Annotated in this window: 14 protein-coding genes; 4 read left to right on the top strand and 10 right to left on the bottom strand. The window is 53.6% G+C overall.

Annotated elements, in window-relative coordinates; translation table 11 throughout:
• Both J7I43_RS22700 and J7I43_RS22695 read right to left on the bottom strand, forming a co-directional pair.
• Positions 1-444 carry a bactofilin family protein gene (locus J7I43_RS22700; RefSeq protein WP_209148200.1) on the bottom strand — a complete coding sequence of 148 codons (444 nt, stop codon included), beginning with the start codon at positions 442-444 and terminating at the stop codon, positions 1-3.
• Between the two features lie 54 nt (positions 445-498).
• Positions 499-897 (bottom strand): hypothetical protein, encoded by a 399-nt coding sequence (locus tag J7I43_RS22695; protein ID WP_209148199.1) that lies wholly within the window; start codon positions 895-897, stop codon positions 499-501.
• 305 nt (positions 898-1,202) lie between these two features.
• Here J7I43_RS22695 and porW point away from each other — a divergent pair, with 305 nt between their 5' ends.
• Positions 1,203-4,103 (top strand): type IX secretion system periplasmic lipoprotein PorW/SprE, encoded by a 2,901-nt coding sequence (gene porW / locus J7I43_RS22690; protein WP_209148198.1) that lies wholly within the window; start codon positions 1,203-1,205, stop codon positions 4,101-4,103.
• A gap of 177 nt (positions 4,104-4,280) precedes the next feature.
• Positions 4,281-6,692, top strand: a complete 2,412-nt coding sequence (locus tag J7I43_RS22685) for a transglycosylase domain-containing protein (protein WP_209148197.1) — start codon at positions 4,281-4,283, stop codon at positions 6,690-6,692.
• Between the two features lie 151 nt (positions 6,693-6,843).
• Here J7I43_RS22685 and J7I43_RS22680 read toward each other — a convergent pair whose 3' ends face one another.
• The 3 genes from J7I43_RS22680 to J7I43_RS22670 all read right to left on the bottom strand — a co-directional run bounded on the left by J7I43_RS22680 (position 6,844) and on the right by J7I43_RS22670 (position 11,439).
• Positions 6,844-7,767: a M20/M25/M40 family metallo-hydrolase gene (locus tag J7I43_RS22680; protein ID WP_209148195.1), complete on the bottom strand. Its 924-nt coding sequence runs from the start codon at positions 7,765-7,767 to the stop codon at positions 6,844-6,846.
• A gap of 52 nt (positions 7,768-7,819) precedes the next feature.
• Positions 7,820-9,664 (bottom strand): membrane protein insertase YidC, encoded by a 1,845-nt coding sequence (gene yidC, locus J7I43_RS22675; protein ID WP_209148193.1) that lies wholly within the window; start codon positions 9,662-9,664, stop codon positions 7,820-7,822.
• Between the two features lie 119 nt (positions 9,665-9,783).
• Positions 9,784-11,439: a CTP synthase gene (locus J7I43_RS22670; protein WP_209148191.1), complete on the bottom strand. Its 1,656-nt coding sequence runs from the start codon at positions 11,437-11,439 to the stop codon at positions 9,784-9,786.
• A 377-nt stretch (positions 11,440-11,816) separates the two neighbouring features.
• On the opposite strand from J7I43_RS22670, the gene J7I43_RS22665 reads away from it, so the two are divergent.
• A complete protein-coding gene (locus tag J7I43_RS22665) occupies positions 11,817-12,341 on the top strand; it encodes an acyl-CoA thioesterase (protein WP_209148189.1) in 525 nt (174 codons plus the stop codon).
• A 125-nt stretch (positions 12,342-12,466) separates the two neighbouring features.
• Here the strand turns inward: J7I43_RS22665 and J7I43_RS22660 are convergent, their stop codons facing one another.
• Genes J7I43_RS22660 through J7I43_RS22650 form a run of 3 tightly spaced genes read right to left on the bottom strand, consistent with a single transcriptional unit; the run spans position 12,467 to position 15,975 of the window.
• On the bottom strand, positions 12,467-13,048 hold the full coding sequence (locus tag J7I43_RS22660) for a precorrin-2 dehydrogenase/sirohydrochlorin ferrochelatase family protein (protein WP_209148187.1): 582 nt from the start codon (positions 13,046-13,048) through the stop codon (positions 12,467-12,469).
• Positions 13,049-13,051: 3 nt separating this feature from the next.
• A complete protein-coding gene (cobA, locus tag J7I43_RS22655) occupies positions 13,052-13,828 on the bottom strand; it encodes a uroporphyrinogen-III C-methyltransferase (protein ID WP_209148185.1) in 777 nt (258 codons plus the stop codon).
• 26 nt (positions 13,829-13,854) lie between these two features.
• Positions 13,855-15,975 carry a hypothetical protein gene (locus J7I43_RS22650; protein ID WP_209148183.1) on the bottom strand — a complete coding sequence of 707 codons (2,121 nt, stop codon included), beginning with the start codon at positions 15,973-15,975 and terminating at the stop codon, positions 13,855-13,857.
• Positions 15,976-16,601: 626 nt separating this feature from the next.
• On the opposite strand from J7I43_RS22650, the gene hxpB reads away from it, so the two are divergent.
• Positions 16,602-17,261 (top strand): hexitol phosphatase HxpB, encoded by a 660-nt coding sequence (hxpB, locus tag J7I43_RS22645; RefSeq protein ID WP_209148181.1) that lies wholly within the window; start codon positions 16,602-16,604, stop codon positions 17,259-17,261.
• Between the two features lie 380 nt (positions 17,262-17,641).
• On the opposite strand, the gene J7I43_RS22640 is transcribed toward hxpB, so the two are convergent.
• Both J7I43_RS22640 and J7I43_RS22635 read right to left on the bottom strand, forming a co-directional pair.
• Positions 17,642-19,177 (bottom strand): SusD/RagB family nutrient-binding outer membrane lipoprotein, encoded by a 1,536-nt coding sequence (locus J7I43_RS22640; protein WP_209148174.1) that lies wholly within the window; start codon positions 19,175-19,177, stop codon positions 17,642-17,644.
• Between the two features lie 14 nt (positions 19,178-19,191).
• Entirely contained in the window at positions 19,192-22,341 is a 3,150-nt protein-coding gene (locus J7I43_RS22635) for a SusC/RagA family TonB-linked outer membrane protein (RefSeq protein ID WP_209148173.1), read from the bottom strand.
• Positions 22,342-22,492: the final 151 nt, after the last annotated feature.

Raw genomic sequence — 22,492 nt, 5'->3', positions numbered from 1 at the left:
TTATATGGATTCTTCTTCCTGGAGGACGGTTCTTCCATTTTTAGATTCCGCGTTATGGTTCGAAGTAGACGGCGGCAGGTCTGCCGGGTCCATATAGCAACGGCCATTGAACTTCACCGAAGGTTCCATTTCAAAATGCGCCGTGTAAATATCCCCTTTGATCAGTGCATTGCCTTTCAGGAAAAGCAATTCCTCGCATTTGATGATGCCGGTCACTTTCCCGAGGATGTCCGCGCTCTGGCAAACCAGATCCCCGGTAATTTCCCCTTCAGGGCCCACTACGATCTTGGCTTTGGTAGACACGAGGCCGGTTACCTGCCCGTCTATCCTGATGTCGCCTTCACACACAATATCGCCCTGGATACTGGTGCCATTTCCTATAAGATTGATGTTGGAGGTGGGCATGATGCTTTTGCCCTCGCCTTTCTTACTTTGGTTAAACATAGGTTCTCAGGTTTTTCGTTTTAATAAAGAAGGTGTAAGATAGTGAAAAAATATTTAATAAGTACTGTTGTCAACTTTGGGCAGTTTCAGCATGTTCGTATCCAGCGGCTTCCGGTCGCCCATAACGTTGTTCAACATATTGTCAAGATACTGGTCGCGCACGGTAATGGCCCTTTCCAGCGAATCCGTCCGCATTTTCAGCTGGAGGAACTCTTTGCGCTGCTTCAGGTCCCCGTAACCGGGAATATAATACCGCAGCGGCGTAAATACCACCGTAGCCACCGTAATGGCCACCAGCAGCACGAAAAGGGTGCTCAAAGCTACATAAACACTCATGCGTGAAAGGCGGAAGGCAGTTACTTCCTCATAGGTATCGTCGTTCATGATCACGAGCCGGTACTTGTGGTTCAACCTGTCCAGGCTTCTCCCTTTGTTTTTGTCTTCCGATGCCATACGCTTGGTAAAAATGTAAAGATTGAAGAAAATAATGAAATATCCACTAAAAAATCATAATTCGTTAACCCGGTTTTCATAAATGCCCTTCAAGTTAGGGCTTATACGCTCATCAAAGAAAAAAATTATCCTATCTTTAAAATATTTTTTTCTCTAACAGAGTTATATAGATTAGTAGTTTTTACTGACCCTGGCTTTACATGAATTGTTCTAGATCCTTATATATACGCGCCTGTATGTTGAGTTTGGTGTTGTGTTCGGGTGCCCTGGCGGTATTTGGTCAAAACCAGGCGGCCAATAAACCTTTGAAGAAGGAAGACCGCCGCCCCCCCTCCGAAAAAATGGCCGAAAAGCCCTTTACCGTCACCAGAAGGGTGGTCCAGAACACCGTTACCCGCTACAACTACTACTATCACGCGAAATTGCGGCTCGAAAAAGTATTGGCGGGCATCAATTCCCAGCGCCAGGACAATTACAACGTATTCCTTCCCTTCTACCCTTTCACCGTTGAAAAACTCAACCTCAACTCCGGCGAGCTCGATTCCGTGATCCAGAAGGCTTCCGTAGCCGTGCAGATCCACGACCCGCGCGGGCGCTGGATAGACGATTGTTTCCTCCTGATCGGGAAGGCCTATTATTATAAAGGCGATTGGGAAAACGCCAACAACACTTTCCAGTACATCAACACCACCTTCGCTCCCAAAAAGAAATCGGAATATAATACCGTGGTGGGCCGCAGTGAAGACGACCGCCTGTCTATCTCCACCCGCGAAAAACAAAAAACCTGGACCTCCCGCCAGTTCAGGCATAAATCCGCCCGCAACGACGCTTTCGTATGGCAGGCCCGCGCTTTCCTCGAACAAGGCAAACACGACGAAGCCCAGTCTTTGCTGAACATTCTCGTGGCAGACCCGTATTTCCCCAAACGGCTCAACGGCCAGCTGGCGGAACTGCAGGCATGGCGTTTTTACAAACAGGGCCTTTACGCCCAAACCATCGGCCCGCTCGAAGAAGCCATTAAAAAAACCAACAGCGGCCGCGCCCAGAAAGCCCGCATGAGCTTCATTCTCGGCCAGCTGTACGCCGCCCAGGGCCGGCAGGATTCCGCGATGGACGCCTTCCGTCACGTGATCGCTTTGAAACCCGACGCCACCATGGACTTCAACGCCCGCGTGCAGATCGCCAAAGCCAACGTGCGCGCCAATGGCGGCAGCCTCGAAGAAAGCATCGCCGCCCTGCAGAAAATGCTGCGCAAAGAAAGGTTCATCCCCTTCCGCGACGCCATCTGGTACCAGATGGCCGCCCTCTGCGCCAACGAACAGCCCGAAAGGGCATTGGAATACCTGCATAGGTCGCTGAAGGTGGAAAGCGCCAACATGCTCCAGAAAACCCTTACCTACAAAGGCATCGCGGATATTCATTATTTTCAGAAAGATTACGCCGCCGCCCAAAAATATTACGACAGCACCTCGCTCATCATGGGCCCGGACTTTGAAGAAGCCAAACTCGTGACCGCCCGCAAAGAAGCGCTGGGCGAAGTGACGGACAAGCTGCGCATCATGCACCTGGAAGACAGCCTGCAAACGCTGGCCGCCATGGCCCCCGCCCTCCGCGATTCCGTGCTTGCCAGGCAGGTAGCCGCCATTAAGGCCGCGAAAACCGCGCCCGAAAAAGGAAAAGGCGGCAGTTCCGTGGAAGACGGCCAGCCCAAATTCACCGCCAACAACAATTATAAAAACCCTTCCTTCGGTCCCGCGCCGGAAGCGGGCGGCGACTGGTATTTCTATAACGCCAGTACCAAAAGCACCGGTTATTCCGAGTTCAGGCGCCGCTGGGGCAACCGCGCGCTGGCAGACAACTGGCGCCGCGCACAGGCCGGCACCCTGCTGAACGCCAACAACAACCAGCCGCAGCCGGAAGCCGCGCCGGAAACCGACCAGGCCGCCGCTATCGCCGCTCTTCCGGCAGACAGCATCAATACCTCGCTGCTGGCCGAAGCCCTGCCCGTTACACCCGAAAAGATGGAAGAATCGCGCGCACGGCAGCTCGAAGCCTGGTACGACCTTGGCAAAATTTACAACGACAAACTCGACGACCCGCGCGAAGCCATCAGCACCTACGATTCGCTGCTGGAAAAACACCCCGATAACCCGCGCAAGCTCGAGGAACTTTATTCGCTTCACATCTGGCACAACCGCCTCAACCATACGCAGGAAGCCAACCGGTACAAACAGATAGTATTGACGCAATACCCCGGCACCGATTTCGCCAACATCCTGCAGTTCGGCCTGCCGAAAGACGAAGATAAAGGCAAGACCAGCGCCGTGACGGCCATTTACGAAGCGGCTTACAACGCTTACCGTTCCGGGAATTACGACACTGTGTTCACCCTCCGCAAATACGCCGATTCCGCATATGGGTACAGCTCCCTGCAGGCCAAATTCGACCTGCTGGAAGCGATGACCATCGTTAAAACCTCCTCGGAAGATTCCGGTAAAGCCGCCATCGCGGGCATTATCACAAAATATCCCGGAGACGCGCCCGTGCTGGCGCAGGCAAAAGCCATCCAGGACGTGCTCAACCGCCGCCAGCAGATCACCGATTACCTCGGCAAGCTGGAAATCACGCGGGACAGCAGCGTGGCTTCGCGGGTAGACGAAAATATCACCATCCGTTATCCCTGGCAGACACCCAAGCCCAACCTGCCTGATTCCGCCACCGCCATAGCCAAGGCGCCGGATTCAAGCGCCGTAGCGCCGCCCGGAGCAGATTCCGTGGCCGTAACGCCCGCACCTCCTCCCCCGCCGCCGGTAACGCCTTATGCACTGGGCGACGAAAAGGCAGCCATCCCCCATTTTGTGGTGCTGTATTTCGACCGGGTGTCGAAAGTGCTGATAGACGAGGCCGTGGCCCAGTTCTCCAAATACAACGCGGAGCAGCATGCGGCGGAAAAACTCGAAACCAGCAGTTTTGTGCTCACTCCCAATGACATTATGGTGATCGTACGCCTGTTCCCCGACGAAGGCAAAGCGCTGTCGTATTTCGACGAAGTGGGCAGGCAGGCGGCCACCACCATCATCCCGCGCATCAAACCCACTGAGTATAAATTCTTTATCATATCAAGGGAAAATTTCATCCTGCTGAACAATACCAAAGACATAGAAGGGTATAAGAAATTCTTCGGACTGAACTACATTACGGAATAATATTTGCACCGTTACCGGGAGCACGATTGCTCCCGGCCTATGAAACCCGGGGAAAACTGCATAATTTTGCATAAACAGACTGTTTCACACATTTTAACATATGAAACCGAGCATAATAAGATACCAGATCATGGGATTCCGCGAGGTTTCATCTGATCCTCAAAGCAGACGAAAAATATGATGAAAAAATCCGTAAAAATATTGTGGTATGCCTTTGGCGCCGGCGTGGCGGTGTTCCTGCTGCTCCTGCTGCTCATCAACCTCCGCCTGATCGGGCATATGCCAAGCATGGAGGAACTGGAGAACCCGAAGACATCCCTCGCCTCTGAAGTGATCGCCGAAGACGGTACCATTATGGGAAAATACATCCAGGTAGACCGTTCGAACGTGGATTACAAAGACATTTCCCCGAACGTGCTCAACGCCCTGCTGGCCACGGAAGACCGTAACTTTTACAGCCATTCCGGCATCGACGCCAAAGGCACCGCCGCCATTCCCTTTTACCTGCTGATCGGGAAAAAACGCGGTTCCAGCACCATCACCCAGCAGCTGGCGCTCAACCTTCAGCAAGACACCGAAGGGAAAACCCGTTCCCGCAACCTGGTAGTGCGCTCGTTCCAGAAATTGTCCGAGTGGGTGATCGCCATCAAACTGGAAAGGAACCTTACCAAAAAAGAGATTATCACTTTATACCTCAACACCGTGCCTTTCGGCGATAACGTGTATGGCATCGAGAACGGCGCGAGGACTTTCTTCAGCAAAGACCCTTCCCGTCTTTCCATCGAAGAAGCCGCCACGCTGGTGGGCATGCTGAAAGGCTCCACCCAGTTCAATCCCCGCAGGAACCCGCAAATGGCGCGCGACAGGCGCAATACCGTGATCAACAACATGGTAGACGAAGGGTACATCACCAAAGCCGAGGGCGACGCCGCCAAAGGCAGGCCCATCGTGCTGCGTTACAACAAAATGGACCACAACAGCGGCCTGGCTCCCTACTTCCGCGAAGTGCTGAGAGGCGAACTGAAAACATGGTGCAAAGAGCATAAAAAAGCCGACGGTACGGAATACAACCTCTACCGCGACGGCCTGAAAATATACACCACCATCAACCCGCGCATGCAGCTGTATGCCGAGGAAGCCGTGGCAAGGCACCTGAAAGACCTGCAGAAGTCTTTCCAGCAGCAGTCCAACATCAAAAGCGGCAAGATCTGGAACGACAAACTGGCGGCGAAAGACCTCGTTATGTTCGTAAGAGAAAGCGACCGTTACCGCCAGATGAAAGAAGACGAAGCGACGGACGAAGAGATCCAGAAAGCGTTCAAAACGCCTACCAAAATGCAGGTGTTCGCCTGGAAAAGTTATTCCGACCGCGAGCTCAACATTACCGATACGATTATGACGCCGCTGGATTCCATTAAATATTCCAGGGCCATCCTGCAAACCGGTTTTATGGCCATGGACCCGGAAAGCGGTGAAGTGAAAGCCTGGGTAGGCGGGCCGGACTTCCGTTATTTCAAGAACGATCACGTATCTAAAACCCTCCGCCAGGTAGGTTCTACCTTTAAACCGTTCCTCTATTGTTTTGCATTGATGAACGGTTTCAACCCGAACACGATGCTGCCCAACGAACCGATCACCATCGGCGACTGGACGCTCACCACCAACTCGGAAGGCAGCGTGGGCGGTTCCATTTCCATGGCGGGCGCACTGGCCAAATCGCTGAACCTCGTGAGCGCATACCTCATCAAACAGTTCGGCGCAAAATCATTCGCCAACTTCGCCAATACGAAGATCGGCTTCCAGTCCAACAAGATCGAGCCGTACCCCTCCATCGCGCTGGGTACCTCCACGCTCTCCCTGTTCGACATGCTGCGCGCGTACACGATGTTCCCTGCCCGCGGCGTGATTACCACACCGATCTACATCACCCGCATCGAGGACCGCAACGGCAATATTCTCGAAACCAACGTGCCCGAGAAAAAAGAAGTGATCAGCGAGATCGACGCCTACACGATGGTGAAAATGATGGAAGGCGTAACCACCACCGGCGGTACCGGCGCCAGGCTGCGTTTCCGTTACAACATTCCCGGCGAAGTGGCGGGCAAAACCGGCACCACCAACAGCAACACCGACGGCTGGTTCATCGGTTACACGCCGCAGCTGCTGGCGGGCGCATGGGTAGGCTGCGACAACAACTACCTGCGTTTCAACAGCACCGCGCTGGGCCAGGGCGCCAACACCGGCCTGCCCATCTTCGCACTGTTCATGCAGAAAGTATACGCGGATAAAACGCTGGGCATCGATCCAAACTCAAAATTCCCGGTGCCTGCCAACATGCGCAACGATCTTTATTTTAACTACGACAGCAACGTACAGCCCGGCGCGGAAGCGGAAGACTACGGCAACGGCGCCGCCAGCGACTACGAAACGATAGACCTGCGCGATTACGGCGAACCCGCCGAACCGGCCAAAGAAACGCCGAAAGAGCAGCAGCCGAAAGACAATAAAGAAAAAGAGAAAAAGAAAGACGAGCCCGGTCCCGGGGCAACACCGAAGGCTTTGATGCCGCCGAAACCGAAGAATAATTAACAGGGAAATATATTAAACGGGCTGGTAACAATTACCAGCCCGTTTAAATTTTAGCCCGAGGGAGATTTTTAAAAACCAAATAACCAGAGCGGTATTTGCTCATTCATTAAAGCAAAAAACCGAAATTCTGCCGTTTCAAAACAGCAATTTATCATTTCACCTCCTTATACTCCAACTTGTCCACCTTCATCGCGTTATTGATCAATTGTATTGCGATCTCGAGAATGCCCATTTCTTCCTTCGCCTTTACTTTCGGCGCATCGTCCGTGGGTTTGTGATAATCGTCGTGGCCGCCGGTGTGCAGGAACAGCACGGGCACGCCCGCCACGTAAAAACTGTGATGGTCGGAGCCGCCTTTGCCTGCCGCATCCGTAAAGAATTTCACGCCTTCGTATTGCACGCCTTTGAAGATCTCCGGCCATTCCTCCGCTGAACCGTAACCGCCGATGCCAACGCCGCGTTCGGGATTGTAACGGCCGATCATATCCATGTTCAGCATAAAATGTACGTTGCTGAGCGAATCTACCGGGTTTTTCGTGTAGTATTTCGAGCCTTGCAGGCCCAGCTCTTCACCGCCGAAAGCGATGAACATAAAATTAAAAGGCTCTTTTTCGCCGTTGGCGGTATAATAACGCGCCAGCTCCAGCAGGCCGGCGATGCCGGAAGCATTATCGTCCGCGCCGTTGTGTACCTGGCCAACAGGATAACGGCCGTCGAACAGGCGGGCAGTGCCGAGATGATCGTAATGCGCGCCTATAATGATCGTATATGCGGCGCCGTTATCAAGATAACCGATCACGTTGCGGCTGCGCAGGTTGGCGTGTTTGCCGCGGGTGAACGTAAAATCCTGGTACCAGTTTTCGTGGTTGCCCGGTTCGAGGCCGAGTTTGCGGAATTGCTTCATCACATATTCGCTGGCCTTTTTTCCGCCTTTTTCTTCCGTTCCGCGGCCTTTCAGTTTGTCGGCAGACAAATAACCGATCACCTTCGTGATCCTTTCGGGAGAAGGCCTGTATTCCTGCGCGGAGGCTGCGACGCCCGCCAGTAAAAGCCCTGCCAGTAATATAACTCTCATAGTTTGTTAAAAATAAGAAGGCTCCTGGTGTGGAGCCTTCCGTAGGATATTCTTATTTCTTTTTGGATTGTTGTTTTTGTGCGTCCTGCTGGCGTTTTTGCATCTCTTCCAGCTTCTCGGCCCATTTGCTTTTCGTGACCGGCTTGGCTTTGTTCGCCTGGATCTTCGCGTGGATCTTGTCGTGGTTGATGATGAACGTCTGGATCACCCATTGCAGCGCGATACTGATCACGTTGCTCAGGAAATAATAATACGTGAGCGCCGCAGCCATGCTGTTGAAGATGCCAAGCAGCATTACGGGGAACACGTAGGGCATGTATTTCATGACCGGGTTGCTCTGGTCCGTCATGCCGCGGTTGTAGAACGCAAGAATGAGACTGGTGATGGTCATCAGGATGGTGAACAAACTGATGTGATCGCCGTAGAGCGGGATGGTGAAACCGAAGTTGTAGATGGAATCGTAGGTGGAAAGGTCATTCGCCCACAGGAAACTTTCCTGCCGCAACTCGATGGAAGACGGGAAGAAAGAATACATCGCCACGAGGATGGGCAATTGCAGCAGTGCGGGCAAACAGCCGCCGAGCGGGTTCACGCCTGCGCTGCGGAAAAGTTTCATCTGTTCCATGCCGAATGCCTGCTGATCGTCTTTATACTTCGCGCGCAGCTCGTCCAGCTCGGGTTTCAGCACTTTCATCTTGGCAGACGATACATAACTCTGGTAAGTGAACGGAGCGATAATGAGGCGGATGAAAATGGTAAGCAGCAGGATGATCAGGCCGTAGTTGGTGGTCATGCCGCTAAGGAAGTCGAACACGGGGATGATGATCCAGATGTTCACGTATTTCACGAAAGCGAAGATGCCGGAGCCGAGGGGGATGATCTTTTGCAGATCAAGGTCCATAGCTTTCAGCGTCTTGTACTTGTTGGGCCCGTAATATACTTCCACGGGGAAGCTGTAAGTGGCCGCACCGTTGTAGGGAATGGCGAGGGTGGTCATCTGCTGGCCTACGATATTAGCGCTTTCCGGCACTTTGGAATGAACCTCGGCGGAAACGAACTTATCTTTTTTGGCGATCAGCGTGATGTTGAAGAACTGCTGCTTGAAGCTGATCCATTCGATGGGCTGGCTCAGTTTCTGTTCGCTTTTGTTCTGCAGGGTGAAATAATCATGCTCTTTGTCTTCGAAACGGTAATGCACCTGGTTGTTGAGGCGCTCCTGTTTCATGTCGTGCTCCTGCAGGTTGGCCTGGCTGTTCCATTGCAGGGAGAGGTTGCCTTTGGGCAGCACGTTCTGCATGTTCACCAGGTTGATGGTATAATCCACGAGGTAGCTGTCATTTTTCAGCATATACCGGTACTCGATGTACTGGTTGGCGCCTGCGTTGAGGCGGTAGCTGATGCTCTGGCTGCCGTCAGGGTGTTTTTCCACCTGGCCGGGCGTGAAATATACGTCGGAAGTATTGAGCGTCTGGTTATTGGGCAGGGGGATCTTCAGGCCGGTGCGGTTGAAGGAGCCCTGCTGCAGGAAGAGCGGTTTACCGTCGGAAGATTTGAACTCGTTGAGCTGGATCAGCGAAGGCTCGCCGCCTTTGTTGCTGAAAGTGATCTTTACGAGTTTGTTTTCCAGGATGGCGGTAGCTTCGGTGCCGGTGGCTCCGGCGGCGAAGGGGCCGTATTCAGCGCTGAAACGTGCGGAATCGCCGGGCGTTGCGCCAGTGCTGTCTGGCAGGGTGGCAACGGGTTTGGCCTGCTGGTCCTTAGGTTTGTTCAGGTTGGCTATGGAATCCTGACGGGCTTTCTCCAGTCTTGCTTTTTCAGTGCTTTGCTGATTCCAGAAAATATACCCGATCAGTAAAGCGCCTAATAACACAAAACCGATGACCGAATTTCTATCCATGTCGAAAATTAAAATTTAAGGAGCAAAGGTAATATTTACGGCATAATGATGCGCGATTTCTGCCAAAGGAAACTGTTAAATCTCCCCCGGCGGCAACCGCGCATCAAATGATAATTATTTTATTCATGTATTACTTTCTCTTCGGCCTGTTTAGCCTTGCCGTTTTTGGTCTCGGCAAAGTTCTTGGCGGCTTCAATGAAGCTCACGAAGAGAGGGGCCGGGCTTTCCACCGTGCTTTTCAGCTCGGGGTGGAACTGGCCGCCTACAAAGAAGGGATGGCCGGGCAGTTCGATCATTTCCACGAGGCCGGTTTCCGGGTTTTTACCGGAAGCCACCATACCGGATTGCTCCAGCTGTTCCAGGAAGTCGTTGTTGAACTCGTAGCGGTGCCTGTGGCGTTCGGTGATGGCCGTTGTGCCGCCGTAGATGGCAGACGCCTGGGAACCGGGCTTCAGGTCGCAGGCATAGGAGCCGAGGCGCATGGTGCCGCCCATTTTGGTGATCTTTTTCTGCTCTTCCATGAGGTTGATCACCGGGTAAGGGGTTTCCGGATTCATTTCGGTGGAATGCGCTTCGCGCAGGCCCAGCACGTTGCGGGCATATTCCACCACCGCCATCTGCATTCCGAGACAAATGCCGAAGAAAGGCAGGCTGTTCTCCCGCGCATACTGGATGGCCGTGATCTTGCCTTCGATGCCGCGGTGGCCGAAGCCGGGAGCAACTAAAAGACCGTCGAGGTTTTTCAGTTTCTCGCAAACGTTTTCGGGCGTAATATGTTCAGAGTGAATATTTTGAACGATCACCTTGCATTCGTTCACCGCACCCGCGTGGATGAACGATTCCAGGATGGATTTATAAGCGTCCTGCAGCTCTACGTATTTACCGATGAGGCCGATGGTCACTTTAGACTTGGGATATTTCAGTTTGTCGAGGAATTCGCGCCATTTCACCAGTTCCGGTTCTTTTTCCACCGGCAGGTTCATTTTTTTGAGACAGATCACGTCCAGTTTCTCGCGCATCATTTCCAGCGGCACTTCGTAGATGGTGCCTACGTCGTTCGCTTCGATCACCGCGTCTACCTGTACGTTGCAAAACAGCGCGATCTTCTTTTTCAGTTCGCGGTACATGGGCTCTTCGGTACGGCAGACGATGATGTCAGGATGTACGCCGTTTTCGCTGAGCAACCTTACGGAGTGCTGCGTGGGCTTGGTTTTCAGCTCCTTCGCGGCGCGCAGGTAAGGAATGAGGGTGAGATGCACCACCAGGCAATCTTCTTCGCCCAGCTCCCATTGCAGCTGGCGTACGGCCTCGATGTAGGGCAGCGATTCGATGTCACCCACGGTGCCGCCCAGCTCGGTGATCACGATGTCGTATTTGCTGTCTTTACCCAGCAGCAGGATGCGTCTTTTGATCTCATCGGTAATATGAGGGATCACCTGCACCGTTTTACCGAGGTAAGCGCCTTCGCGCTCTTTATTGATAACGGTCTGGTAAATGCGGCCGGTGGTCACGTTGTTGGCCTGTGAAGTGGGCGTATTCAGGAAACGCTCGTAGTGGCCAAGGTCCAGGTCGGTTTCGGCGCCATCTTCGGTTACATAACATTCCCCATGCTCATAAGGGTTCAATGTACCCGGGTCCACATTGATATATGGATCAAATTTTTGAATTGTCACTTTAAAGCCGCGCGCCTGCAATAGTTTAGCGAGGGACGCTGCGATAATTCCTTTACCCAATGAGGAAGTAACACCTCCCGTAACGAAGATATATTTTGCCATAAAAAACTAAGTTCCTGAAATTTTTACTTGACCAAAGAGGAAGTGCTGCCGGGACTATTTGGTGTATCCTGTCAAGTAATTTACTTCCGTAAGGTCATGCAAAGATACACAAATTTGCCTCGCACCCAAGTTCAATTTCCCCACACGTTCTTCAGAATCGCCGCAAACCCAACACCACAGCGACTTTCAAAAAATTAACGAAAAAATCCCCCGTTGTACTTTTACCGGCGCTTCCCTCCTTCCGGGAATTATCCCGGCATTCCCGTAATTTTGCGTCCTGAAGCTAAGCATAAGAAATTTTCGTTATGCGGAAAATCGCGGCGAAGCTTCACCCGGCCATGAAAAGGTCGATTATTAACCGGATGAATTATAGTAATATGACCTTAACGCCAAAAAAGGCACACGATTCCCTGGTACAAATGACGGAGCTGGTGCTTCCCAACGACACCAACACTTTCGGCAACCTGATGGGCGGCCGCCTGATGTACTGGATGGACATTGCCGCCGCGCTGGCCTGTATGAAACACTGCGCCGCGCCGGTGGTTACCGCTTCGGTAGATAACATCTCCTTCGAAAATCCCATCAAACTGGGCAATGTGGTGCATATAGAAGCCATCGTTACCCGCGCTTTCAATACTTCCATCGAAGTGCATATGAAGGTTTGGGGGGAAGACCCGGTGCTGCAATACCGTTACAAATCCAACGAAGCGTTTATGACCTTCGTGGCGCTGGACCCCAACGGCAAATCGCGCCCCGTGCCGCCCGTTGTAGCGGAATCGGAAGAAGAAAAGAAACTGTTCGAAGGCGCATTGCGCCGCCGCCAGCTGAGGCTGATACTCGGGGGAAAAATGAAGCCCGCCGATGCAGGCGAGCTCAAAGCATTGTTCTACGAGCAACAATAACCAGCGAAGAAATTACCGGAAAGCCGTCTCCCGCAGAGACGGCTTTTTTTCCACCGGGTGCAAAAGAAAAGCGGCCGTCCCGAAAGCCTTCGGGGCGGCCGCCTGTATGAATCGATCTATCTTGTTTATTCTTTACTTACCAGCACGCTGGTGATCTCGTTCAGCTTTTTCACCTTGTCCGCAAAATCGCCTTTCAGCCGGTCGCGGATAGACTGCAGGTTATGCAGCACGTTTTCCAGCTGTTCCGGGATCGCGTCCGTCAGTACTTCGCGCAGCCTTTTAGCGATAGTGGGCGATTTGCCGTTGGTGCTGATGGCGATCTTCAGGTTGCCTTTCTGCACCACGGAGCCGAGGTAAAAGTCGCAGAGAGACGGCGTGTCCGCCACATTGATGAGCACCCTGGAGGCTTTGGCCTTTTCCCAGATGCAGCCGTTCAGCGCTTTGTCTGCCGTAGCGGCAATCACCAGGTCTTTCCCGAAAAGGTCGCCGCAGGAAAACTCCTTTTGCACCAGCGTTACATTGCTGTACCCTTCCGTGATCTGCGCCATTTCGGGCGCAAACCAGGTGGCTACCACGGTTACGCGGGCGGCAGGACAGTTTTGCAGGATGGCCGATACTTTTTCGCAGCCAACGTTGCCTCCGCCTACTACCAGCACCTGCAGCTGGTCGAGCTTAAAAAAAACGGGAAAGAGATGATTTTGCTCCATGGATCAAACGGCTAATTTATAATTATCGGCCAGTTTGGTCTGCAGTTCCTGGAAAGCTTCGTGGAACCGCACCACCTCGCCGATCACGATGATCGCGGGGTTTCTCAGTCCCTGCTGCTGTGCGAAGGCCGGAAGGTCCTGCGCTACGCCCACACCGATCTTCTGCGTGGGCAGCGTACCGTTCTGGATGATGGCGGCGGGCACCTGGCCTTTGCCGAGCCGGGCGTAAATCTCCGCGATTTCCTGCAATTTACTCATCCCCATGAGAATAACCACGGTGGTATCCGCCTGGATGGCATATTCGAGGTCGCGGCCCAGCCGGCCGTCCTGCGTGGTGCCGGTGATCACCCAAAACCCTTCGCTTACGTTCCTTGCGGTAACGGGTATTTTATTGACCCCGGGAACGGAGATCGCGCTGCTGATACCGGGGATCACTTCCGTTTCGATGCCGTACTGCTGCGCAGCCGCCAGTTCTTCCTGGCCACGGCCGAATACAAAAGAATCCCCGCCTTTCAGGCGTACCACGTTACCGTAGGTCAGGGCATATTTCACGATCATGCGGTTGATCTCCGCCTGGGTATACACGTGCATGCCGGCGCGCTTTCCTACGAAGCGTTTCAGGCAATTCTGCGGTGCATGGTCGAGGAGCTCGTTGTTAGACAGTGCGTCGTACAGGATCACCCGGGCCTGCTGGATGGCTTTCAGTCCTTTTACGGTGATCAGTTCCGGGTCTCCGGGGCCAGCCCCTACCAGCGTCACTTTCGGTTGTAATGTTTGCATGATCGTACGTTTTATGGTTGGTGTTATCAGGCGTTGGCGCTCGCGGTCTGCCGCTCGGTACGGTATTGCTGCGCCTGGTCAAAAAAGTTCTTGGCCTGTTGGTAATATTGTTTGGCGAAGCTCTCGGTAGGCTCGTGCTGGTTGATCTGCAGCACCAGGCTCCGGAAGGTTTCCGCGGGTATTTTGAATTTGCCGGTTTCCACGAAATGTTTGTCGAAATCGTTCATGATGCCGTGCTGCGTGTTGCAGTTCACGTTCTCGTCGAGCAAGATGCATTTCGCGGTCTGGATGAGGCTGGCGTAAGATTGGTAGATGCTGTCCGCCCAGGCGTTGTTCGCCAGGCTTTGCATGGACCAGTCCAGTTTTTCTTCCGCTTCAAACAGCAGCGTGGCGATCAGGTCGATCATGACGCCGGCGCATTCGCCCACGCCGATGGCCGTACTGAAACCTTCCGCCTGTCCCCAGTCGATAAAGTCGCTGTCTGTCACTTTTGTAAGGTCCGCCAACGGCTTCAGCAGTTCGTAGAAATATTTTTCGCCGTTACGGTCGTAATAATCGTTGAACAGTTCTTTTTCCTGCGCGTTCGTCTCGTAGTCGTGCAGCAGGGTACGCAATACGTCCGGGCCGCGGCGGCTGGGCACTTTCAGCACTTTGTCAGACACGCGGCCTTCGCCGTCGCGCAATACGCCGCCACCGAGCAGCACCTGCAAAGCAGGCAGCACTTTGCCTCCGGCCTTCATGGAAGAGCCGTGGAAGCCGATGTGGGCAAGACCGTGCTGGCCGCAGGAGTTCATACAGCCGCTGATCTTGATCTTGATATCGTTGTTGTAGATCAGGTCGGGGAATTCTTCATGGATCACGTTTTCCAGCGCGGCGGAAATACCGGTGCTGCTGGAAATGGCCAGGTTGCAGGTATCGGTGCCGGGGCAGGAAGTGATGTCTGCCACGCTGTCGAAACCCGGCGCGCTGAAGCCCGCTTCTTCCAGCAGGGAGAAAATGTACGGCAGGTTCTCTTCGCGGATGAATTTCAGCAACAGGCCCTGGTTAACGGTCACGCGCGTATCGTTTGCGATCACGGGGCGCAGTTTTTCGATCAGCCAGCGGCTGGTGTGCGATTTGATGTCGCCCAGCGGCACGCGGATATAAGCGCCGAAATATCCTTTTTGTTTCTGTTCGAAGGTGTTGGTCTTTTTCCAGGCTTCGAAACCTTTCTGGTCTTTGATGGTGAACGCAGGGGCGACAAATCCGTCTTCCGGCAGCACCGGCGCCGGCCATGCTTCGTGGTCCACCACGAAGGTTTTGGATTTGATGGCTTTGTGCTCTTCTTTTACGAGGCGCACGAATTCTTCCATACCGATCTTCTGGATCAGGAATTTCATGCGGGCCTTGTGGCGGCTGGACCTTTCGCCGTAACGGTCGAAAACGCGCAATACGGTTTCGATGTAGGGGATCAGCTGGTCTGCCTCGAGGAACTCGAAGCCGGTTTTGGCGAGGTAAGGCTGCGCGCCGAGGCCGCCGCCCACCATTACTTTAAAGCCGCGCACTTCCTTGCCGTCTACGATGCGGATCTTGGGGATCACGCCGATGTCGTGCATAAAAGTGAGGGCGGTATCTTTTTCGCTAGAGGAAAAGGCCATTTTGAATTTGCGGCCCATGTCCTGGCAGATCGGATTGCGGAGAAAATAGCGGAAGGCGGCATCCGCGTAGGGCGTGATGTCGAACGGCTCTTCCGGGTCGATGCCGGCCTGGTCGGACGCGGTGATGTTGCGCACGGTGTTGCCGCAGGCTTCGCGGATGGTCAGCTCGTCGAGGTCCAGCTGTGTCCAGAGCTGGGGCGTTCTGTCCAGCGATACGAAATGCAGCTGGATGTCTTGCCGGGTGGTCAAATGGAGGTTACCGGTGGAATACTCGTCTGAAATATCGGCAATACGTTTCCATTGCTCCAGGGTCATTTTACCGTAAGGCAGCTTGATGCGGACCATCTGCACGCCTTGCTGGCGCTGGCCGTAGATGCCGCGGGCGAGCCGGAGGCTGCGGAACTTTTCATCGGTCATTTTGCCTTCGCGAAACAGCCTGATCTTTTGTTCCAGTTCAATGATGTCCCTTTCTACGATCGGATTTTCCAGTTCGGTTCTGAAACTTTGCATGATAAATTGAATTGCTCGTTATTTAATGGTATTCATAACTACTTCCTATATAAACAAAGCCCCCGTTTGCATATCGGAGGCCGTCGTGGTATGATTCTGAATACAGATGATCCATATATAGCGTCCTCCTTCAGTCGGTTGAGACTGACCAACAGCACATGCGCATATTTACTTTCATTGTCGTCGAAACTTTATTGCCCATTTTCCTATAGAATTTGTAGAGTAATACAAAGGTATACGTCCGGGCCGTAAACACAAAACTTTTTTTGATAAAAAACAGGGGTGGATTTTAGAAAATTTCTAACGAACTGGGTTTGAGGGGCCTGTGATCGGTTTCACTGCGGAAGGGGTGCGTTGGGGGGCCCGAACGACCGGTGGCACGGAACGCGGCTCTTTTTCGGGGCGGCATCCGTGCTTCAAAAGGCATTTGCGCCGTAAAGTGCATCGATTCTGAAAGATTATTCCGGCACAAAGTTCCGGTTATTGCAATCCGTTCCGCCCGCCCGGGCGCTTTGGCCCGAAAACGGCTTGCGACAACAAAGCCGCCCGCGCGGCAGTGCGTTCAGCCCCGCAAAGCGCTTTTTTCGCCCGGCGCTTCGTACCTTTGCGGCGCAAAAAGTACGATAATGATCAATACGGTGATTTTTGACATGGACGGCCTCCTGGTGGATTCCGAGCCCCTCTGGGGCATCGCCATGCGGGAAGTATTCTCCACGGTAGGCGTTTCCCTCTCCCCCGAACTGACCCACCTTACTACCGGCCTGAGAACCAAGGAAGTAGTGAGCTATTGGCACAATCATTTCAAATGGAACAGCAAAAGCGCCGAACAGGTCACCACCGAGATCGTCAGCAGCGTTACTCACAAGATCCTGCACGAAGGCCAGGGCATGGAAGGGCTTCATTATATCCTGGATTTCTTCCACAGCCGCGGTTTTAACATCGGCCTCGCCTCTTCCTCCCCCATGAGCCTCATCCAGGCCGTCCTCAAACACCTGGACATCCGTTCCGCTTTCCAGGCAGTTGTCTCCGCCGAATACGAGCCCTACGGCAAGCCACATCCCGCCGTTTACCTCGCCTGCGCCGGCGAGCTCAACGCCAGCCCCCTGGATTGCCTTGCTTTTGAAGATTCCGTAACCGGCATGATCGCCGCCAAAGCCGCCCGCATGAAAGTGGTAGTAGTGCCGGAAGCCCATAAAAGAACGGAACCGAAGTTCGTACTGGCCGATATGAAGCTGGATTCCCTCCTGCAGTTCGGCGACGAACAGCTGGAATTGCTGCGCAGGTAGACCGGGAATTTGCTACGGTTCTGCTACGGTATCATTAGGAGGGAACGCTTTTACTATACCACAGATCCCTACTAAAACTACCGGCAAAGCAAGGAGGTGCAAGGCCGATACAGGCCAGTAAGATAGGGAATACAGGCCGGAACAAGGCCGACCAGAGGCCGTCTAACGGCCAGCAAGATGCGGATACAAGGCTGATACAAACCGGCAGATAGCGGTACAGGTCGGTACAAGGCCAGTAAACGGCCGCCCTGGATGTGAACAATATGCGGACGCCCGCCCCCCTTGCAACACCCGAATACGCCAATATCGCCGATGGTAACCAGCGAAAAAAACGGCAGAAACTTCCGCTCCTGCCGTTTTCTTGTCAATATAAACGATCGTTATCTGTTCCACCACACCTTGGTGTCCAGCCGGTCGTTGCCCTGTGCGGTCAGCGCGGCCTGGTAATTTTCCCGGTTCACGGTCTGCTCCTTCTGCGGATAATATACCCTCGCCGGGATGGCAGTGCCGAAAAGGGGAATGAATTTTTTGTTCTCCGCCGCGCCAGGCGCATCGGGCCATACCACATCGCCGGGTTTTACGAGGAAGCGCGGGTAACCTGTTCTGCGGATCTCCGCCCAGGCTTCGTTGCCCTGCATGTACAGCGCGAGATATTTCTGCGACAGCACCGTTTCCTGCGAAGCAGGCGGCAGCAGCGTTACATAGGCCGCGGCAGCTACAGGGTCCACGCCCCATTTTTCCAACGAAGCCTGCACTCCTTTCACATAATCAGCCTGGCTCCAGCTGCGGTATTCAGACAGCAGGAAATTCACTTCCGCATATTCCAGCAGCACTTCCGCATAATCCGCCGCATTCACCAGCGTGCCGGGCAAACTGATGTCTTCGGCTTTCAGGATGGAAGCAACGGAAGCGTTCAGACCATACGGCTGGCCAATGTATTCGTTGTTTTTGTTCACACGCGCATACACTTTCAAACGCGGGTCTGGCGCAAGGAAGGGGCCCGTCTCTCCTTTCAGCACATCGATCAGCAGGTGCGAAACAGAGAAGTCGCGGCGGTTTTCGGTAACCGTGATGCGGTACAGCGGCGCTTCGTTCGGCGCTTTGGTTTCGTATTTCAGCGTCGCGTTTTGCGCGTTGTTCTGTATCAACCCGCCCGCGATCGCTTCCTGGATGTGGGTTTCAGCTAATTGCGGCAATTTGGCGCGTACACGGATGGCGGCGCGCAGCCTCAGCGAGTTGGCAAAACGTTTCCAGAGGTCAGGACGGCCCTTGTAAATACCGTCGTAGTTGCCGAAAGTGTTCGCGTTTACGTCCAGTTGCGCGGCCGCTTCTTTCAGTTCCTTCAGGATGTCTGTATAGATCTTTTCCTGCGGCGCGTATTTCGGTTTCACAATGGCCGGGCTTTGCTTCAGCGCCTGGAAATCAGGATCGTCGCTGCCGTAGGAGCTGTAAGGCACATCGCCGAACGCATCGGTGAGGGAAATGAAGGCATACGATTTCAGGATGCGCGCAATGGCGATCTGGTTTTCGTTCGGGCCTACGTTTGCCGTCACTTTTACTTTTGTGAGCGGGTCGGTGTTGAGGCGGATGATCTCTTCGAGATTGTTCAGCGCTTTGTAAGTGTTGTCCCAGTACAGGTCTGAATTCGCTCTCGGCAGATCGTACCGGCTTTCGTTGGTGTACTGGTTCTGCGAAAAATACTGCGCGAACAGCATGCTTCCCCGGAAGTTGCCGGCGGAGCCGCGAAGGTTATCCAGGAGCTGCTTCTGCGCCTGGGAAAGAATGGTGGTGGTAGGCACATCGGAAGGCCTGTTGGGGTCCTTGTTGATGTCTTCGAACTTGTCGTCGCTGCATGCGCTGAGGAGCAATACCGCGCTTAACGCCAGCGTATATATTTTAGAAAGATGTTGTTTCATGATGCTTCAGTTTACTAGAATTTCACCTGTACGTTAAACCCGAAAGTGGCCGGTATCGGCAGGTTGCCGCCTTCGATGCCCTGGATGTTGCCGCCGCTGTTGGTCAGCTCCGGATCGATGTAATCGTTCACCGTGTAAATGTTCCAGAGGTTCCTGCCGTAGGCGGATACGCGCACCTGGCTCACCACGCTGTTTTTGGAGAACGGGATGGTGTAACCCGCCGTCAGTTCGCGCAGTTTTACGTACGTGCCGTCGAAAATGCTCTGCGTGGTGGGACCGTTGGAGAAACCCAAAGCCCAGTCCATCGCGGAGATGCGCGTGGTGTTCGTTTTGGTGTCGCTTACGTTGTAGGTGCCGTCGGGATTAAACGTTACGGTGCCGTTCACACCGTCCAGCACGAGACCGTTTTCGCGGATGCCGTTTTCAGCCGTGGGTTTCAGCACGCCGGTCTGCATACCCACTTTGTAGGTCTGTGAAAATACTTTGCCGCCCACTCGCCCGTCGATGAGAATGCCTGCATCCCAGCGTTTGTAAGTAAAACGTTGACCGATGCCGAATTGCCATTTGGGAAGGATGCTTCCCAGCGGCACCATTTGTTCCGTGCGCAGGTAAGCGCCGTTCGGGCCGATCACTTTATTGCCTTCGTTGTCGTACACAAAATCATATCCCAGGAACTGGCCGTAAGGCTCGCCTTCACGCGCCACGAGGGTCACCAGCGTGCCGGTGGGATCGTTGATGGGATAGCTACTGGCGTCGTCCGTCAGTTTCACCACTTCGTTGCGGTTGGCGCTCCAGTTGAGGTTCACGTCCCAGTTGAAATTTTTGTTGGTGATAGGCACCACGTTCAGATTCACTTCCACGCCTTTGTTGTTGATCTCGCCCGCGTTGATGAATTGTGATTCATAACCAAAAGCGGTAGAAACGGGGATATTGATGATCTGGTTGCGGCTGTCGTTGGTGTACACTGTCAGGTCCAGCCCGAGCCTGTTGCGGAATGCCTTAAAGCTCACGCCTGCTTCGAACGAAGAAGTGATCTCCGGTTTCAGGTTTTCGTTGGGGAAAATATTGGGAAGTTTGTAACCGGCGTTGCCGTTGAACGCCTGTGTGGCTTCGTATGCTTTCAGCAATTGGTAAGGATCGGTGTCGTTGCCCACCTGCGCCCAGCTGAGGCGGAGCTTGAGCAGGTCTACCCAGCTGGAATTTTTCAATTCGCCGAGTTCGCTGATCACGAAAGAGGTAGACACAGAAGGATAAGCGAAGGAGTTTTTATCCAGCGGCAATGTGCTGCTCCAGTCGTTGCGCAAAGTTCCGTCGAGGAACAGGAAACTTTTGTAACCCAGCGATACGCTTCCGAAAAGCGAATAAATGCTTTTGTGGAAGAAGTTGGATTCGTTAAGCACGCTGCTTGCGTTTTTCAGGTTGTAATAATCCGGTATGATGAGGCCGCCCTGCGTGGCGGCATTGCTGATACGGCGTTTCTGGTTCATGATGTTGCCGCCGGCGAAGGCAGACAACGAAATGTCGTTCCAGCGTTTTTTCGCATTGGCGATGAATTCGTAGTTGAACTCGCTGAAGTTGTTGGAATATTCGTTGTAGGAGCTTTGGCTGCGGGAAAATACCGCGATCCTGTCCTGGTTCTGGTAATCATAAATATCGGCGTTCACTTTGGAGCTGAGCTGCAGCCAGTTGTTTACGTCGTAAGACAGGCCGATGTTGCCATAAAAACGGTCGCGGTTTTCTTCGAGATAACTTTCGTATGCGCTCCAGAAGGGATTGTCGATGTATTTGGTGGCGCGGCCCGCGGCGGTGTTTTCGTAGCTGTTGCGGTTCCACGCTCGGGGCGTGCCGTCCGGGCGTTTGTATTCGCGCAGTTTGTCGTAATCAACCTGCACTTGTCCCCACTGGTAAGCTTCCAGCATGATGTTGCGGTTGCTGGCGCCGGTCCATGGCCTGCCGGTACTTTGATTTTTTACATAGTTCACGTTGGCGGTGGCGAGGAACTTACCGAAGCGGGAAGAACCGGAAAGGTTCAGCGTATTCCTGTGCAGGTCCGAGTTCGGCACGGTGCCGCGCACGGTGCGGTTGGTGTAGGAAAGACGGAAAGCCTGGTTTTCGTTGCCGCCGCTGATGGCGATATTGTTGCTGGACGCAAGGCCGGTGCGGAAGAAATCTTCCACGTCTGATTTGGGATACGACCAGGGTTGCGGTTTCAGGTAATCGTCTGCGTATTCGGGGTCGAGGTTGTACCAGTGCAACACTGGCGTGCCGTCCAGTTTAGGTCCCCAGCTTTCGTCCATGCCGTAATCCACGATGTTGTAAACGGTACCGTTGATGGTAGCGGTCTGGAACGTGTTGCTTTTACCGCCGCCGTACAAATGCTGGCGTTCGGGCAGGCGCGTGAGCCGTTCGAATTCGAGGCCGGAGTTGAGCGTTACGTCGAAACCTTTGCCGGCACGGCCTTTTTTGGTAGTGATCACAAACACGCCGTTGGCTGCGCGAGTGCCGTACAATGCGGCGGCGGCAGGGCCTTTCAGCACGTTGATGCTTTCGATATCATCCGGGTTCAGGTCCTGGATCATATTGCCCACATCTTTACCCGCGGAGGAATTGACGGTACTTTTGGTGTTCATGTCCGCATTGTCGATAGTGATGCCGTCGATCACGAACAGCGGCTGGTTGTTGCCGGAAATGGAATTGATGCCGCGCAGCAGCACTCTTGTGGAACCGCCCATGTTACCGCCGGAGGAGATCACCTGCAAACCGGCCACTTTGCCGGAAAGCGCGCCCAATGCGTTGGTGGGGCGGGTTTGCAGTTCCGCGCTTTTCACTTCCTGCACGGCGTAGCCGAGGGCTTTGGTGGCGCGGGAAATGCCGAGTGCGGTGACCACTACTTCCTGCAGTTGTTTGTCGCTGGTTTTGAGCGTTACGTTGTAGGAAGCGAGGCCGGAGAGCGGTTGAGTGAACGTTTCCATCCCGATGAGGGAGAACGTAAGATCGGCTGCATTGCCTGGCACGTCGAGGCTGTAACTGCCGTCTGCCGCGGTGATGGTGCCGGTGGAGGTGCCTTTGATGAAAACGGTTACGCCGGGTAACGGCTGTCCGTCTGCGGTAGAAACTTTACCGGTGATTTTCCTGCTTTGCGCATAAATAGCTAGGTTGGTCAATAGCAAAAGCAGGGTTAACTTGAAAAAGTGTCGCATGGTTATAACCCTATTAATTTTATAGACTAAATAGGTTGCGAAGGTAGGAGAAGTGTTAAAACTATCCTAATAAATTTTGGCTATGAGTATATAGGTATCCTGAAAGGCTGATGAA

The organism is Chitinophaga chungangae (assembly GCF_017742215.1).
Classification (GTDB): Bacteria; Bacteroidota; Bacteroidia; order Chitinophagales; family Chitinophagaceae; genus Chitinophaga; species Chitinophaga chungangae.
Note: the sequence above shows the minus strand (reverse complement) of the source record. Positions and strands in the feature narration are given on the sequence as shown.